Source organism: Neobacillus sp. SAB-20_R2A (assembly GCF_049568635.1).
Taxonomy (GTDB): domain Bacteria; phylum Bacillota; class Bacilli; order Bacillales; family Cytobacillaceae; genus Neobacillus; species Neobacillus citreus.
In genome coordinates, this window is record NZ_CP145895.1 from 3,342,712 (window position 1) to 3,359,264 (window position 16,553).

At 40.3% G+C, this 16,553-nt stretch carries 10 protein-coding genes; 2 read left to right on the plus strand and 8 right to left on the minus strand.

What is annotated here, in order from left to right; all coding sequences use genetic code 11:
- Positions 1 to 4: 4 nt before the first annotated feature.
- From V5M37_RS16190 to V5M37_RS16210, 5 genes are all read right to left on the minus strand, one after another.
- On the minus strand, positions 5 to 1,564 hold the full coding sequence (locus V5M37_RS16190; protein ID WP_423798206.1) for a hypothetical protein: 1,560 nt from the start codon (positions 1,562 to 1,564) through the stop codon (positions 5 to 7).
- A 1-nt stretch (position 1,565) separates the two neighbouring features.
- A complete protein-coding gene (locus V5M37_RS16195) occupies positions 1,566 to 2,771 on the minus strand; it encodes a hypothetical protein (RefSeq protein WP_423798207.1) in 1,206 nt (401 codons plus the stop codon).
- Positions 2,772 to 2,858: 87 nt separating this feature from the next.
- Complete coding sequence (locus V5M37_RS16200; protein WP_423798208.1) at positions 2,859 to 5,225, minus strand: dynamin family protein; 2,367 nt, start codon at positions 5,223 to 5,225, stop codon at positions 2,859 to 2,861.
- A 10-nt stretch (positions 5,226 to 5,235) separates the two neighbouring features.
- Positions 5,236 to 7,575 (minus strand): dynamin family protein, encoded by a 2,340-nt coding sequence (locus tag V5M37_RS16205; protein WP_423798209.1) that lies wholly within the window; start codon positions 7,573 to 7,575, stop codon positions 5,236 to 5,238.
- Complete coding sequence (locus tag V5M37_RS16210) at positions 7,572 to 9,869, minus strand: dynamin family protein (protein WP_423798210.1); 2,298 nt, start codon at positions 9,867 to 9,869, stop codon at positions 7,572 to 7,574. The genes V5M37_RS16205 and V5M37_RS16210 overlap by 4 nt, the downstream gene beginning before the upstream one ends.
- 354 nt (positions 9,870 to 10,223) lie before the next feature.
- Between V5M37_RS16210 and V5M37_RS16215 the strand changes: the two genes are divergently transcribed.
- Together V5M37_RS16215 and V5M37_RS16220 are read left to right on the plus strand one after the other, a co-directional pair.
- Positions 10,224 to 10,613 (plus strand): hypothetical protein, encoded by a 390-nt coding sequence (locus tag V5M37_RS16215; protein ID WP_423798211.1) that lies wholly within the window; start codon positions 10,224 to 10,226, stop codon positions 10,611 to 10,613.
- Positions 10,614 to 10,622: 9 nt separating this feature from the next.
- Positions 10,623 to 11,567 (plus strand): hypothetical protein, encoded by a 945-nt coding sequence (locus V5M37_RS16220; RefSeq protein WP_423798212.1) that lies wholly within the window; start codon positions 10,623 to 10,625, stop codon positions 11,565 to 11,567.
- 80 nt (positions 11,568 to 11,647) lie between these two features.
- On the opposite strand, the gene V5M37_RS16225 is transcribed toward V5M37_RS16220, so the two are convergent.
- The 3 genes from V5M37_RS16225 to V5M37_RS16235 are packed head-to-tail and all read right to left on the minus strand — an operon-like array spanning position 11,648 to position 16,545.
- Positions 11,648 to 13,492, minus strand: coding sequence for a DUF2357 domain-containing protein (locus V5M37_RS16225; RefSeq protein ID WP_423798213.1), 1,845 nt, complete (start codon positions 13,490 to 13,492; stop codon positions 11,648 to 11,650).
- On the minus strand, positions 13,476 to 15,434 hold the full coding sequence (locus V5M37_RS16230) for an McrB family protein (protein ID WP_423798214.1): 1,959 nt from the start codon (positions 15,432 to 15,434) through the stop codon (positions 13,476 to 13,478). The genes V5M37_RS16225 and V5M37_RS16230 overlap by 17 nt, the downstream gene beginning before the upstream one ends.
- Before the next feature lies 1 nt (position 15,435).
- A complete protein-coding gene (locus tag V5M37_RS16235; protein ID WP_423798215.1) occupies positions 15,436 to 16,545 on the minus strand; it encodes a hypothetical protein in 1,110 nt (369 codons plus the stop codon).
- Positions 16,546 to 16,553: the final 8 nt, after the last annotated feature.

The window sequence follows — 16,553 nt, forward strand, 5'->3', positions numbered from 1 at the left end:
CCAATCACCTTACTAACTTTTGTAAGATTTCAATATCCTGCTTATTCAAATCGATGATTTCGCTTTGTATTCTCTTCGTTATTTTTGTATTTTCAAGTGTTGCAGCGGTTTGTTGGGCGATTGTCTCATAAACTTGTTCCTGTTTCTTGGTAAAACTTTGCTGAGATTCAGCCAGTTGCTTCGTTGATGCCTCTAAACCTTCTTGTAATTCAGCGAAGACGCCAACCTGTTTCTCCATCATATCTTCGGTCATGTCCCTAATGTCCGCTATTTTTTCCTCTAACTTTTCCCTAAAATTGTTTAACCATTTATCCTGGTTTTGGTTATTACGCTTTTGAGTTTCATAGAATAACTGGAATAATTCTTTGGAATCGTGCGTTACCTTATCCAAAGCCAGCTTGTAATGCTCGATATTTTCTTTTTCAATTACTTGCATCGCATACAAGCTTTTTTGGATCGCGTCATTTGCTTGGTGCAAATGCTCATGCTGCTCAGCAATTTTTGTAGCAAACAAATCGGTCATTTCATCGACAAAATGATTGAGTTGTTCCTCCATGAGTTGAATGGATACCCCGGTTTTTTCCGATATGTCCTTGGAACTTTCAATAAACTGTGATAATTGCTGGCCCGTTTCTTCGTAGTAATTTTGTGCTGATGTAAATAGATCTTCCTGTTGAGCCAGTCGCTCCTGGATTTGCACTTGTATTTCGGTTATCCCATTTAATGCAGCATTGTTCGATTGCTGCTGGGCAGCCAAGATTTTGAAAAAGTTCTCTTTCGCTTCATTCCATATAGAAATCTGCTGTTCGCTAGTTTGCTTTATTTGCTGGCTTGTCTGCTCTTTTAACTCCTGCCCTAATTGCTGAACAATCAGCACTAGCTTCTCGATGGCAGCAGTAGTTTTATCAATGAACGTTTCGTTGTCGGCATTGATTTTTTCCAGCTGATTAAAAAGAGTATGATAAAGCTGTTTATTGGATTCCACCATGTTTTCATAAGACTTTTGGTTAGCAGCCACCATTCCCGAAAGATTGCCAACGATTGCATTGTTCCATTTACGGTTCTCCAAGAGACCCTCCTCATGAAACCTTTTATTTACGGCGGAGATTTCTTCGTGGCTCTGCTTATTTATAGAAATCATTTCCTCATAATTCTTCTGATTTGCTGTAACAATATCCTCCAGAAGCTTTCGGTTCACCTCATGCATTTCTTCCTGGTGCTTACCATTTATCACAAGCAATTCCTTTTGGTGCTTTTGATTCATGGCAGCCATTTCTTCCTGGTGATTTTGCTGGCTGGTGAATAACTGCAGAAACTGTTCTTGTTGCTGTTCGCGAGACTGCTTCTGCTCTGATTCCAATCTTTCAACTATTTTTTTCATTTCATTGTCAACTTGAAGGCTGCGTTTCTCTTTTTCTTTTAAAAATATAAAACTCATGGCACCCAGGACCAATGCTGCTCCAAAAGCTATTCCGTACCCAAGCATCCCCTTTTCTTCGTAAAAAGAAAAAAAAGTGGCGGCAGAGAATATGAACACGCCAATACTCAAAAGTAACTTCTCCATGTTAGATCCTCGCTTCTTTAGATTCATAGTTGAGGTTGTCCCACGTTCTGTACATGCCTTCGATAAAGGAGTGAAGTTCATTCTTCACTTTAAATGTCAAAATATGATTGATATCTTCGCTCATTTTATTTTTAACTGTTTTAATCTGAAGCAAATAATCCAATTCCTCTATCCTGGGCGGTAAAATAGGTGTCTCCTGCTGGTAGATTCTCAGTCGGTTTATTAAACGGCTCCAGATGTTATGCAAAAGGGTGTCAATTCTAGCTTTCGCATCTTCTTCCGATATACTGATTGTATTTATAAAGGACATACAAAAGTTGATATAGCCATCGTGCACGTTCACCAGCAGATGTTTGTCCAAGTGATTCATCCAAAGGGAATACGGATTTGTCGAAGTTGCCCGTTGGAATTTGTCATATGAAAACAATTCATTAAGCTGTTGCACTAAATTCAAATCATTCAACAAATCTTCGTATTCGATTTCAAAAAAATTTTCAAAATATCGCTTACTACTTATAAGTTCATCTGTTTTTCTTTTTAATAGTTCATCCTTATAAGAGATTGTTCCGCCAAATAAATAGAAAAGCTGCTCTTGTTGAAGAGGAGTGGAAACGAGATGGATCCGGTTGGAAATGTTTTTCCCAGTAAAAAAAGCTTCAGCTTGAGCAATTGCCTCTTCTTCTTTTCCAAGATCCGAATAGCCAAATTTTCGTCCTGATTTAACAAGATAAACCTGTAACCTGGAATAATGGATGAGCCTTTCAAGCTGAAGCCGTTCTAATGCAAGGAAGCTTTCGTTTTTCCCATATGGGAAACCTTCAACCCATACATATTCTGCAAGCACATTGTTCCATGTTGTTTGCTTAAGAATTATTGGAACCTGTTCAGTCTCGATCGCAGTCGGTATGATGAAAATCGTCCCTATTGGGATGATTCCTGGGCGAACGGGCAAGAAAACTGCCTTTGTTGATTCTTTGCCGCTATTCCTTCTAATTTCCCCGTCGTTAGTGAGAAAAAAGATATCCGGTGACGGGTTCGTATATAAAATAAAAGCAACAGATGGGGATTCCGACATATTAGATGGCCACCATTGCTGCAGCACTGAACCAGGAGAGGAAAACGCACGAAATAACCCATAACGTTCTATTCCTCTACAGCCAAGAAAAAAGATTGGTTTTTGCTTTTTTAATAATGGGATCCAATTCATGTTCATTCCTCTTTACATCCTTTTGGGCTGGGCTCTTTCGAAGAGTACCCAGCCATTTTCATCTGCTTTTAGATTAATAGACTCGTCCTATACCTGAATGAGTGAAGCCTTCTTAAGCCAAGCCAAATGCTCATCCATTTCTTTAAACGACTCCATATTTAGCTTCTCGACGTTTTCTTTTTCTTTCATTACCTGTTCAAGTTGCTGTTTAAGCGCTCTGAGCTCCTCTTGAATACGCATGGACATTGAGACAGGCAGCTGTTCCAGAAATTGCCGCAAGAAGGTTTCCAAAAATTGCTCTTGCTGCTGATAGATTGATTTCAGCTCCTTCTCAAAATGCTGAACGAGCTGTTTACGATAAAGCAATACTTGTCTTTGCAGAGCTTCTTTTTGTTCCTTCGAACGCTCTTTGGCCAATTCTTCTTCTAACTGTTTCTTATACTTTTGCTGGAGTTCGATTTCCTTTTTGATTTTTGCTTCACGCGAATCCAATAAACGCATCTGCTCCAAGCTCCGAAGCTCTTCCTGGCGAATCGTATCGTATTTCGCTTTAAGCTGCTGCTGTCTGCGTTCATATTCAATCCTATGCGTTGAGTCTTCTACCATTTGCGGCGGACCGTCCAGCATTCGTCCAAACTGCTTGAACCAATATTCCACCGTTATCATATCCAATATGCCTGGAGGCGTTGGGACACCCTTGGCAATTTCCCCTTTTCTAGCTTTCTCCTGAACATTCTTAACCATATATAAGGCATCCTTCACCTTGTCCAGTTTGCTGACCTGTTGAGCCGCAGTGATTGCTGTTTTGCCGGCATTCAGGCTTTTTGCTAATGTAACAGGAGCTTTGCTAGGCATAAATACTAGAGCCCAGTCTAAGATTTGTCCGATTTGTCCAAGTGTCTCGGCATTCTCGGTGGAGACAATTTCTTTGTATTGTGGAATATATGGATCGAGCTCTGATAATTGTCTTTCTGCCGCGTTAGACCGATTTCTGACGGCTTGGATCTGTTCTATAAGTTCTGTACGCTTCTGCTGCAAATCCAATTCTTGTTCGTAAAATCCATCTGACTGATAGGCCTTCAATTGTTCCTCTATTCTTTTGGAGACATAATCTGCATCATCAAATACATCTTGAATGCTTGGGGCCTCTACCTTGAGGCTAATCCGGGCTTTCCCATTTAATGAGAGCTGCTCATTTATGTTTTCAAGCAGTTGATTCGATTCATCGGTTGTACTTTGTAAAAAGCGATCGAGTGACCGGGTTACTACATCATTTAATTCCGCAGTTGACTCCTGTACCAATCTACGGGCAATCTGCTCTCCTTCTAATTCAAGCGAATCAATCGTGTGAAGGTCTGCAAGCTCGCTTTTGAACTTATTCGGTCCACGATCAAATATGTCTTGTCCTCTTTCAAAGATTTCCGATTTTACAATTGAAAAAGAAGCCTCCGTTTTACGCTGAGCATTTTTTGAATTAGAAATAAGTCCTTCAATTTCACGGTTCAACTGTTTGATTTGATTTTCAAGCTCTTCGAGTGTCACTTGCTCCATCTGCTGTTTTTGCTGTTTGCGTTGTTCAAGCTGGGTAATCAAACTGTTACTTAGTAAGCGAAGCTTGCGCTCAATGCTTTCTTTCCTCTTTTTATCCAAATCCTCGGCAAAATCATCTGCAATATAGAACTTAAACTGAAGAAACCTTTCATACCATTCCGCATCGGAAAGCAGGGTTTCTTCGTTCGTAATCCCAAAGTATTGTACGGATTGATTTAATCGACTTTGAAGAGTTTGCATATCCTTTTCAATTACAGACTGAACTGTTTCATTTTCAGTCTTTTTGATTTCATCCAGCTTCGTCCTCACAAAAATGATTTCAGTGCCCATCCGATGGATTTGTTCAATAAAGACCAAGTCTGTTTCAGTGATGCTTTTTCCGAGAACATAAAGGACAGCCTGTGCTTGCGGCAGCAAAGAGTGTGTATGATTTTCATGCCTGCTTATCAAAGTATTGACCCCTGGCGTGTCAATCAGGACAAGTCCATTCTTTAACAATTCATTATTTAAATAGACATGAATGGCTTTTACTTCCTCTTCTTTAATATTCAGATTATCAAAGAACGTTTTCATATCATCATCTTGGTCTTGACTTAAAGACAACAATTGTTCTAACGAAAACTCAATTCTGCTGCCATCTGCGGTCTCGACAACTGCGAGTTCTTCGTCAGCAAATTGAATAAAGGTGACAAATGCTGTTGTTTCAACAGTTCTCGTTGGTAAAATCCTTCGTCCTAGCAAATTATTAAACATGTGTGATTTTCCTGCTGAAAACTGGCCAACAGCAGGTATGAAAAAGGATTTAGAACTTGCCTGATTTATTAGGGTAGTGATTGTCTTTAAAGCTTGCTGATCCTGCAAATAACCGGAAATTTGCTGATAACGTTGTAGTACAGATTCCATTCCTGTGCCCCTACCTTTCAATTCTGTCTGCCTCAATCATTTTAAGTTCATGTTCAAGGGAAACAGCCTCCGTCAATAATTGCTTAAGTTCGCTTAATTCTTCATTAAACTCCTGTATTAGGCGTTGCTTCTCTTGTGCAGAGGAATCCAATTGTTCTGCTAACAGCCGTAAATCCTCATGCTTTTTTAACTCTTTCTGTTTTAATTGTTCGTGTATCACTTCAACGATGATGTCTACGAGGAGATTGCGCTTTTCCTTGAGTTCAGCAATAAAGACTTTTTCAGTATCCCTTCGTAAATCCCGAATGTAGGTACCGATTTCATTTTTAACTTTTCTTAAAGCTTTTCTATTTTTCTCCTGGAATTCTTCTCTAAATTGTTCTTCGTAGGCTTTGCGCTCATCACGTACCTGCTGTTTTCTTCGTTCAATCTGTCTTCTTCGAATCATGAATTCTTCTTCTGTTGACCGGTTATGCTCAAGTTCCTTCAGCTGGTTCACCAGTTCATCTTCTTCCTTCATGATTTTATTTCGAATCGCTTCTCTTTCTTTGTCGTATTCACGTCGAATTGAGTAATCATATTCGAGATGATCTACATCAATTTTTCGTTTTCCTACTAAAATATCAGCAACAAAGCCTAAGACCCCTCCACGGCTTTCCTTTACCCGTTCCTTTTTATTATTCATCACTGCTTCAGGGCGCGGTCCTAAAGCTTCTACAAAATATCGTTCTTTATCACGAGTATATTGGATATCTTCCTTTACTGTTTCAATACTTAGTCTAACTCTTTCAGCCTTGACCATATCGGCTTCTACCTTGTCCAGTTCATCCTCTAATGCATTAAGCTCTTTTTGGAGATTCTTACGTTCTGCTTCAAACCGATCTAGTCCTACTGAAAAATTGAATATATCCATATCCAGTTCTTTTGTTGCAGCAATTTCTGCCTGTGCGGAGAACAAATCCTTTTGTTCTGCAGATGTGAAGACCGAATTCGAATATTGGCGATAACGGCCTTGAATCAATTCTTGAAATTGATCTTGGAACGTACTGTAAACCTTCTCGATGGCCTGAGAGTACTCTTGAGTAATAAGACGATTCATGTACTCGACTTCACTCTGGATGTCGTTCATATCTGTCCATTCGGACACTTCTTTCTCATACTTCGTTTTTATGTGCTGGGCTTCACTTTTTAAATGTTCAATAGTTTCATTGACTATTTCGGTTAATTGCTGATAAATTTCACCTTGGCTGTTGCTGATTTCCAAGTTAAGCTTTTCAATTTCCGTTTCAAGCTCACTCATTTGTGCTTTAATCTCTGTTGAATCCTTCTTGCTCTCTAAATCATGAATACGGTCTTCAATATACTGCTGCCTTGAGGAGAGACTGTGAATCATTTTCATTACAGGTGCAAGCATCTCTTCTTTCGCTTTTTCACCTTGAGTCAAATACCGCCAAAGCCTATTCTCAAATTCTTCAAGTCTGGAAATCTCCAAATAATGTTGTTTTTCTTCAACACTATGATCAATCTTCCCGCCTTCCGGATATTCAAGTGCTTTACTGCTTCGCGCAACTAATGCCGGATAGGATGCAATTGGCCAAATTTCCGGTAATGGTTTATCTGGAAAGACTTTTCGATAGTTTCCAATTAACCGTTCCACTACGTCCTCAACTGATTCTTCGCTAAGCTTGATTTTATCAATTTTATTTAAAACGAGAATGATGGTATCAAATTTGTCTGTCAGTTCTGTCAGAACCTCGAAATCAGATTTACTTCCAGGCTGATCCGCCCGAAAAACAAAAATACAGGCATGCGACTTTTCGACCTGATTCTTCGTGACCTGCCTATGCCCGTCTGCGATTCCATTCAATCCTGGACTATCGACAAGCATGACGCCTTTTTCTAGAAAAGGAGAATCTAAAAACAAATTCACATGATCGATTTCCTTTACGACATCCGTCTCACTTGCTGTCGATACATATTTTCTGATATCGGATTCAGTCGCATCAGCAAAGGCAGGGGGAATTGTTGTATCTCGATAATGGACTTCCAAGCCATGACCATGCTGTGATTTTCCAAAATGTTTTAAAAAGTTTATGGTTGCCGTGGTTTCACTTGTAAAGGAAGGCAAATATTTTTCTCCCATGATGGCATTTAAGAACGTTGACTTTCCTGCACTGAACTCCCCGACCACCACAATGGTAAATTCGCCCTTTCGGACACTTTCAGCTAACGATTCAAGGGCATGTACCTTTTCCTCTGCCCCATACTTTAAAAAGTGCCCAGCGCTCATTTCTAATAATTGAAGTAATTTTTTCTTCCTGTTTTCAAAATCTGCTGTATAGGAATTCAAACAAGCTGCTCCTTCCTGAAACTATTCTGTAATAATGTAAGCTGCTGAATTGTTTCTTGAACCTGTTTACGTTCTTTCGTATTTTCTTTTTGATCAATCTGCGAAAGCAATAATTGAAGCTGCTTCCTGTAGGCTCGCGCCGATTTTTCATAATAGGATTGAATTATAGGCTTCATGACTTGGATATTCCTGTCCAGATTCTCTCTGATTGATCCTTGAAGACTGTGAATAATTTCTTTCTCGATGATTCCTTGAATGGAAGTGAGTATTTGCCTTTTTTGAACCTCGATGTACTCGTTCCTTGCTTTCTCGTAAACTTCCTTTTTCAGCTGTTCAAGGTTTTTCAAGTCGGATTGCATCTCCCGCAGTTTCCGCTCAATCTGCTGGAGACGGGTTTTGTTTTCCATCTGCTGTTGGCGTACCCGTTCCTTGCGCTGGTGATAAAGGTTTATTTCTACATCTAGCTTGGCACTCTCATTTTTAAACTGTTTTTCGATTTTGTCCTTCTGCCTTCTCCACTCGTCTCTTGCACTCGTATCGGTTACCTTTGCCTCGTAAGAGACTTCTTTATACTTGCTTCCAAATAATCTAAACGGACTCCAATCATGTCTTTCGACTGTTTTATATCGAGTTTCATAGTATTCTCGAACAGCTGGTGCCGACCCTAATGACTGCTGCTTTTCCCTTACTTCTCTCTCTATCGCTGAGCGTTTTCTGTCCAGGTGTTGTTTGTCGGTTTGAAGTCTTTTATCTTCACTTGTAAGGCTGATAATCTTTCGCTCTGCCTCATTCTGCTCTTGCTCGTAATTACGTTTTTTCGTTTGAAGCAGATCAATTTCACGACCAATACCTTTATCATTAAAATCTTCTTCATCTAACTGGAACGTAAATTGCAATTTCTTCTTTGAATCGACCGATACCGTTGGATGAAATTTTTTCACTTTTAAAATTGAGCTTTGATAGATATCCTCCAGTACACTCCAAAGAGCTGCTTCATAGGAGTTTTGCAAAGAACGCACGTCTGATCGCAATAGTTTTTGATACTTGTTACCTTCAATCGCCCTTTCCAGTGAATCGTATGTTTCCTTCTTAATTTCTTCTCTTATTTTCGTTTCCAGCTTATTAGTGTCCGATTTTATTTTTGAAGAGAACATATCCTCAGTGTCGATTTGCCGGCTATCAAGAAATTGGGAGATGCTTTCCCAGTTTTTATCGAACCTGGTTTCGCTCCCTTCGATTCTCTCCACCAATTGCTGTCTTTCACCGGTTTGTACATTTAATTCAAATATGGAAGACAGGTCTTGCAGATGATTGGAAAGTTCGTCTATTAACGAAATGACTCCATGTTGAAATGTGGATTCAATCATCTGTTGTTTTTCTCCAAGAATCACGGTATTCCAGAGATAATCTTCAAATTCTGCAAATCTCGAAGGTTTCCAAAGAGTTTTTCGCTCCTCGTCTGTCAGGTCTTTCATATCTGTTGCGTATAAGCGTTTCACGTTCGCATCTTTATAAGCAAGCGCCTTAAGGGCAGAAATCCCAAACAAGTTCTGCACTTCATTGGAGCTTAATTTTTCCAGTTCAAATTTTAATTCATTTAGTTTCCCTTCAACCGTTTCCCCTTCATCTGCTTTCAGTTCATCAATAAAATTCATGACATATAGAAAAGAATGCTGATATTGGGTGAGCAGCTTGTACATGTCCTTTGTGGTATCCGACAAGCCCCGTATTTGAAAGAGGAAAATGCTCGCATGTGCCCTCTGGATTTCAGAAAGAGTCCGATCAAAATGCCCCTCTTCCATTCCGTTTAGACCAGGTGTATCGATAAACACAATTGGTTCGTCCGTAAATGGAAAGTTCAAATAAAGATTCACCGATTCCACGTCCTTGACAACCTGGTATTCACTTGACATGGTCGTAACAAAATTCTTTAAGGCAAGCGGATCATTTACAATATCAAGTTCAATCGGATCCCTTTTATCAAAAAATGATATTACCATTTTGTTTATAAACGGATGATCCTGCTTAACATTATGTATGTACGTAACAGTGGCAGTCGTCTCGCTGACGGCATGCGGCAGGACATCCATACCGATTAACGCATTCAAAAAAGTGGATTTTCCTGAGCTAAACTCCCCAACTACCGTAATTCGAAGTTCCTGCTGCCCCAATTGGTCTAGCAAAAACTTAGCACGTTGATGATAATATTCAAACTCTTCCCCTTTAAGAATTGGCAATTTGCGAAAGGAATCCAATGTTTTCTTAAGACGTTTTAGTTCTTTTGGCTTAGCCATTGTGTCCCCCTGTGTTGACTATTAGTCTGTTTCTTTTCTTCTGAATGCGGTATGTAATAAGTGTAAAACCCTCCTTTCAAGAGTTTAGTTTCTTTCACCAACTACTCTTAAAAGTTCCCAAATCCATATGAATATTTTACCATAATACACTAGGGAATTATAGGTTAAAAGGAGGATAAATTCTACTGTGGATTCACCATCCCTGCTATGTTATATACAAGCTTTATTTTTTCATACAAACACCATTGAAAATTTGGCAAATATTTTAGATTTACCAAATTCGGCATTTCTTTTTATCAAAAATATGCAATAATTTGGTTATTCAGGTATATAAGGAAAAAGGAGGTATGGAGTATGGACTATTTTTTAGCAGTCTGCAAAGATCGTCCAACCGACCCGGATGGTTTTTATTACACTGTTTATTTTGTTAATAATACTGAAACAGAAATTGAGGAATTGTCCTATGAAACTGGCGGTTTTATGACAGATGATGATGAGATTATCCAAACTTCCCGACATAGCAAAGTACTAGGAAAAGTCCCCGCTAAAAGTTTCATTGAAGTTGAACAGGACGATGAAGGTTCCTTCGATTTTGTGATTGATTTTACTTTTTCTATAAAAAAAGACTCTTCAAAGAACACACAATTGACATTTATCATCAATAAATATTTAAGAGGCGCCGTTAAGCCGTTAAATCCCCTGCCGGTACTTGATAAATATGGCTATCTATTAAAAGCGAAATAAGGTGATCCTATGTATCCAATTTTAAAAACTGAAGATGCTGCTAGTTTCGAAGAATTTATCTTATTCTGGGAATCACTCTATTCTTATCGTCCTAAGCACGCGGAGGGTAATAATTTATATTTTCGAAACATCCATAAACAAAGTTTTGCGACTGATGACATATTGGATTTGTTTATTTGGAAGAATGGAATGACATTAAGTGGGAAGAAAAGTGAAATTGTGAAGGACATTTGTGACCGGGTTGAGTTCATAAATGAATTGAAACAATCGAGTACACAAAGAATTAAAGAAGAAATCCAGGGCTTTATGAACAAATCAGGTGTTTGGCAAATATTTCTTCTACATATTACTAAACCAGACTATTATCCTATCTTTGACCAACATACATATCGAGCATATCAATTTATCAAAACTGGGGTAATTAGAGAAATTTCTGAACTAAAAAATATAAATGATTTCTATTTTGAGACCTACCTTCCGTTTATTCATGAAAAACTAAACGATATACAAAACCAAACGGAAAGAATCAATAGAATCAGTAAAATGGACCGAGCATTATTTGCCTTTGGTAAGTTTTTAAAAAGCGGATATGCAAAATTAATAGGGCCTTCCTTGGAGTTTGAGTTTTGCAGAAAGCTATTCTCTTCTGTATATATAAAGGATAAAGAACAATTTTCAAATGAACTTAATATTTACTTGGCAAAGAACCCAGAAAAAGTGGAGCTTGCAGGAAAATTATTTAAGTTAAGAGATTTTTATATGGAAAACAATAACTATCGAGCAAGATGGGATATGGGCTATTTCTTAATGGAACATTTTAATATAGAATTCGAACAGTCGGAAGGATCCGAACTGGTTTTCTCACTTTGCTGTGCTATTAAGGATGTATTCTCAAAATCAGACTATGAAGTGGGCAGAGTGTTTAAAGACATTGTGGGACTACAAACTGTATAGTGAAAAAAGCGAAGGTAGATTGGTTCAATCGCCTTCGCTTTTAATTTCCTAGCTACATTGTTGATGCCAGTAAAGTGTATTCAAACCATTTCCGGAACCACGGTATGATCCGAGGAACTCTCTTTGAAAGCAGTACCCATTATCAGTTCACTCGTCTTCAAAAGACGATCAATACCTTCCCTAATTTTATCAACAAGAAGCTCATTCAATTGACCTGGTGTCAGTTCTACTAAACACACTTTATGATCAGCATATTCGTGACTTCTCGATGCACCGAAGCGGTTCGGATAAACGGCCCATACCTCCTGAACCGGGCTGAACCGGCTGATGAGCGGGTTCTCGACGTCTCCAAACAGAAGGTTCGATTGAATATTGTCACTATAGCTGACCAGCTGCCGCATGACCTCATTCTGCCTTTGGCTGTAAATAAGATTTTCGTCCCAAATCTTATTTCTTGGCCGGTACTTAAAATCGACGATGATACTGCCAATAAAGATATCCACTTTATAGACATCCAGCCTTACATCCGGAGTGGTGTGCGTTCCCCTTGTATATAAGGGTTTTTTCGCTGTCGCAAGCCTGCTCTGTGTCGGCAGGTGTCCTTCATAGACTAACACGATTTTCAGGTTGTCCTTCTTCATTACTACCTCCGTGTTGGCAGGAAGCGATGGAATGGATCCATCGTTTTTGCCGAAGTCTTCATTGAAAATCCATCCGCTCTTAGGAGAAAACGCTAATTCATCTCCCGTGAGTGCCTTAATGAACTGGATATATCCCCAAATCTCATAGAGCTTATCTGAACGTTTCCACTGATAAGTATAGGATGGATAAGTTCGAACTTCGCTTTTCTCCTGATGGAGTTCTCGATATAGCTGGTAAATCGCACGGTACCTGGGATCGCTGTTCATTACATTTGGGATGCTTGATTCTCGATAAACTCCGACACTTTCATACCATGGTGCTGTCTTGATCCACTGGATGGCTCCCCGCATCTTTCCGGCAATCCTGCTTAATTTTTCAAGTTCCAGCAGCGTGATATCCTTTTGTGGAAAAGTTTCGAAAGGACTCGCAGAATGATGATCCGTAAGGCTCCCCGCCGTCCTTTCGACACTCTCGATAAAGCCGGTCAACGTTTTGGAAATGGACTCCATGATTTTTTTGACTAGACGGTTTTCCGGCAGATCATAGGTCACCTCACTGACGGGCGCCTTGAAGGTCTGTTCATTATTCGGGCGGAAGGCGGCATGACGAATGGTTTTATCGTCTATAACTCTAGTTCTCTCCTTTGCAACAAAGGTATAGCCTTTATTGATTCGAAAATTGACTTTTCGATACAAATCAGTCAACGCCGCCATTACCGAGGAAAATCGCTTGTTAATCACGAAAAATTGCTCCAGCAGCCCTAATGGGATTTTGTCCATCCTGGTATCCAGGTCTGTTTTTTTCAGCAGCAGTTCCCTTGCCAAACCGTTTAATTCCTGTTCCACTTCCTGCTTCATCTGTTCCCACTGTGATTCCTCGAGCTGCTTTGGAACAACCTTCACCCAGCTGTAATACCTGTTCCCATCATAAATCACCATCATCCGATAATGCCCTGGAATCAGCGGGTAATATTCATCATTATGATCGAACAGGATGACAGGATTTTCAGAAGGCGAAAGGTATACTTCCCCTACTTGCGAATCGGTTTTCAGATTCGGCTCAGGAAGGGTATCCAATCCATCCATGAAGAACTGGGCATCCTTCCTATTGGAACGAAAAGTGATAGATACGGCTAAATATTCCTTTATTTCGATGGAGGATTCGTCCCTTTTTTCAAAAAAATCATGTTCATCCGTAAAAAATGATCCTGCTGTGATGGGGTTGTCCTGATTCCCTAGTCTTTGGTTAAAAATGACTTCAAATCCATTAGAGGGTATAGCCATTGTACTTCAGCTCTTTCGCCTTTTGGACCAGGACATTCCGGGTGTCGTAGAACTCGGACACCTCATCGTACTTGTCCAATAGGTCACCCAGGATGCTTGATTCAATGTTCTCTGTGACAGGATCGTACATACCGATGAACCTTTTCAAGAGATCCTCCGGCCCCCTTACCTTGGTTAGGATTCGTTGCACCACTTGTTTATCGAATGCCTCTTCCCTCGTGAAGCAGCTGCTATTAGGTAGGTTCTTGAGATATTGATCGATTTGCCTGACAATTCTTGGGCCGACCCCCAGGTTTTTATTGATCTTCTGCAGCTCGGTATGGATTTCCCATAACAGGGCCAATTCACTTTCCTTCATATGAATATCCTTGGTTTTGTCACGGTAGCTGTCGAACAGATCTAAGGTAACGGTTCCGTTCCCTCCAGCAGGCTTTGTTGTTTCCCTCATCTCTTTCGTCAACATCATAAGACTGTCAAACGAAAGAACATTAAGTGTAATCACATTCGCACGATCCAGGACCTTGTCGGAAAAATGGTAGGTGGATTCATCCAGGTTGACCGTTCCAACGAAGATGACGTTATCACCGATAGGGATGATGGGCGGATACATCGATGAATTCTTCAGCTGGCTTTTCAAATCGTCATTATATAGCCTTAAGCCCCTGTTTGGTCCGGCCTCCATCTCCAGCACCGAAAGGAATTGCGAAAAGTAATGCTCCACTCGTGCCAGGTTCATCTCGTCAAAGCAGATGATATGAAGCTTGTTGCTGTTGTCCTTCGCACTCATGAGAGCATTGATGACACCGGAGTCTCCCGGCCGGTACTCTTTATTGAGTGTATCCGCATATCCAATAACATCCGCATCATCCGTCCAGGCAGGCCGGACAGGTACCAATGTCATCTGATAATCGTCCGTAAGCCCCAATGCCCGTGCATAGGCTTGGACCAGCTTCGATTTACCCGTTCCGCTCATCCCGGCCAAGATGACCAGGTTGGAAGATTTCATTGCTGTATGAAAGTTATAGAGATCCTTTTTGTCATAAAGCAGTCCCTGTTCCGTCGTGGTTCGGATGAATTCCTGCATCAATTCCGCTTCTGACATGCGGTTCCGGTCAACCGTTATCACAGGGTCGGGACTTAGTACTTGTGCAGCCGCCAGACGACGCTCCGTTTCTTCCATGTAGGGCGATTTCCGATAAGGAATTTCCAAATGCTCCGCCGCTTCAATGGTCCCATCGATGTACGTAAAGATTTCGTGCGGTACGAACATTGTATGATCAACCTCGTAACAATCATCGAGCCACTCTTCATCAAAAGGAGCCGATTTCAAAAGCTTATTCCTGGTAAAGGAAAACCCTTCCTCCCCGTAATGGTGTCCGGAAAACTCACCATAAACGGTGTAAACTGAATCACTGGTTTTCCACAAGATATATTCCGGTGTGTCCTTTTGTTCATGGGAAATGCCAGCAATTTTCCCCACCCATTCCCCCGCTTGCAGCCGCAGCTCAAATTCTTCCTGCGTCATGCCATGCTCCCCTTCCGAAAAGATCGGCATCGGCGTTAAACTTACCCCCTCATGATACCTTTCCGATTTTGGAATGAGGATCAGGTTTGTACCGTCAAAAACTTCCTGTCCATCGTAGCGGATTTTCTGCTGCGGTTTGAATACCAGAAGGTTATCCTCGAGAAAGCGATAGACCGCCCTCCTGCCTTCCGTTTCCTCTAGATGATTTCCTTCAAAGCCCCATTTTTCCAAATCTGTCCCAAAGAAAGTAATCAATTTAATAGAAGGGAAGCTGTTTGGCGTTTTACTGATGATCCTTATATAAAACTGCAGGACATCTTGCACATTTTTAAAAATGGCTTTTTTACGCAGTGCATATTGTACCGATTCCTCACTGGCAAGGACGCCGATCAAGTTGGTGTTCCATGTTTTGTTCATGTTAAATCATCCCCTTCAGCATATGGTCTTCCAAGTCGGCAAATGTCGCAAATTCCTTCGTTTGTTTGTTCTTCACAACGGATTTTACTCGTTTTTGAACGCTTCTTGGGATTTTGTAAGTCAGGAGCCAGACTTGGTCGGCATGATCCAATACTGTTTGCCCTTCTTCTTCCTGAAACTCTGAACCTTTTAAAATGGTCAGTTCAAATTTGTCATACTTCTGTAATCGGCTTGAATAAGGGTCACCAATCATCGTAACCTTTATCTTGTCACTACCTGATTTTTCCTGATTATTTTGATTCTCTAAATCTGTTTCTAATTTGACGACGCGTGCATGAAGCCTATTAATCTCTTCATCCTTCAACTTCATTGTTTCTGTTTGCTTAGTTAACTTTTTATTTAATTCTTCCTTTTCAGCTGAAGCTGTCTTCGAATCATTACGCACCGTGCCTATCTCCGCTTTAAGGGAATGAATTTCCTGCTGGAATGCCTTTTTCTCGGTTTTCCATTCTTTCCTTTCATTTTTGAGGCTTGTTTGACTGCTTGCCTCTTTTGTCTTTAGCTCCTCGTTTTTTTGTTCCAGTTTCTTCAGTTTCTTTTCCAGCCTCTCGATTTCCTTGAGTGCCGTTTTTAGCCCCTTTTGCAGCTGTTCCAAGATTTCCTGCTCGTCCACTTCCTCTTCATTCGCAAGCTTTTCATCCACTTGCTTTTCCAGTAGGTCGAGTTTTTCTTCCTCTTTAAGTTTTATATATATTTGCTGAGCCTTCCCATGATCTTCCTCATCCTCACTGGACAGCAGCACCCCAAGTAAGATGGATGGATACAGCCCTTCCTCTTCTAGCACCTGTAAAAGCTCCTCGATACTTTTCCCTCTTAACGACTCGATTTCGGGACGGTCTTCGATGAGAGAATCAAAGAAATAATATAGTTTTTTGCTATTCTTTTGATTAAGCGCTTCCTTTATGATTCTGTTTCTCACCATTTTGAAATTTGCTTGCTGGGGATTTAACTGGCGAAAACCTTTTATTTTGATCATCATATTGTCCGCAATATTGGCAATTCCATCATCCGGAAAAGTATCCAATATCCATTTCCATATTTCCTTCTCCATTTTTTAAC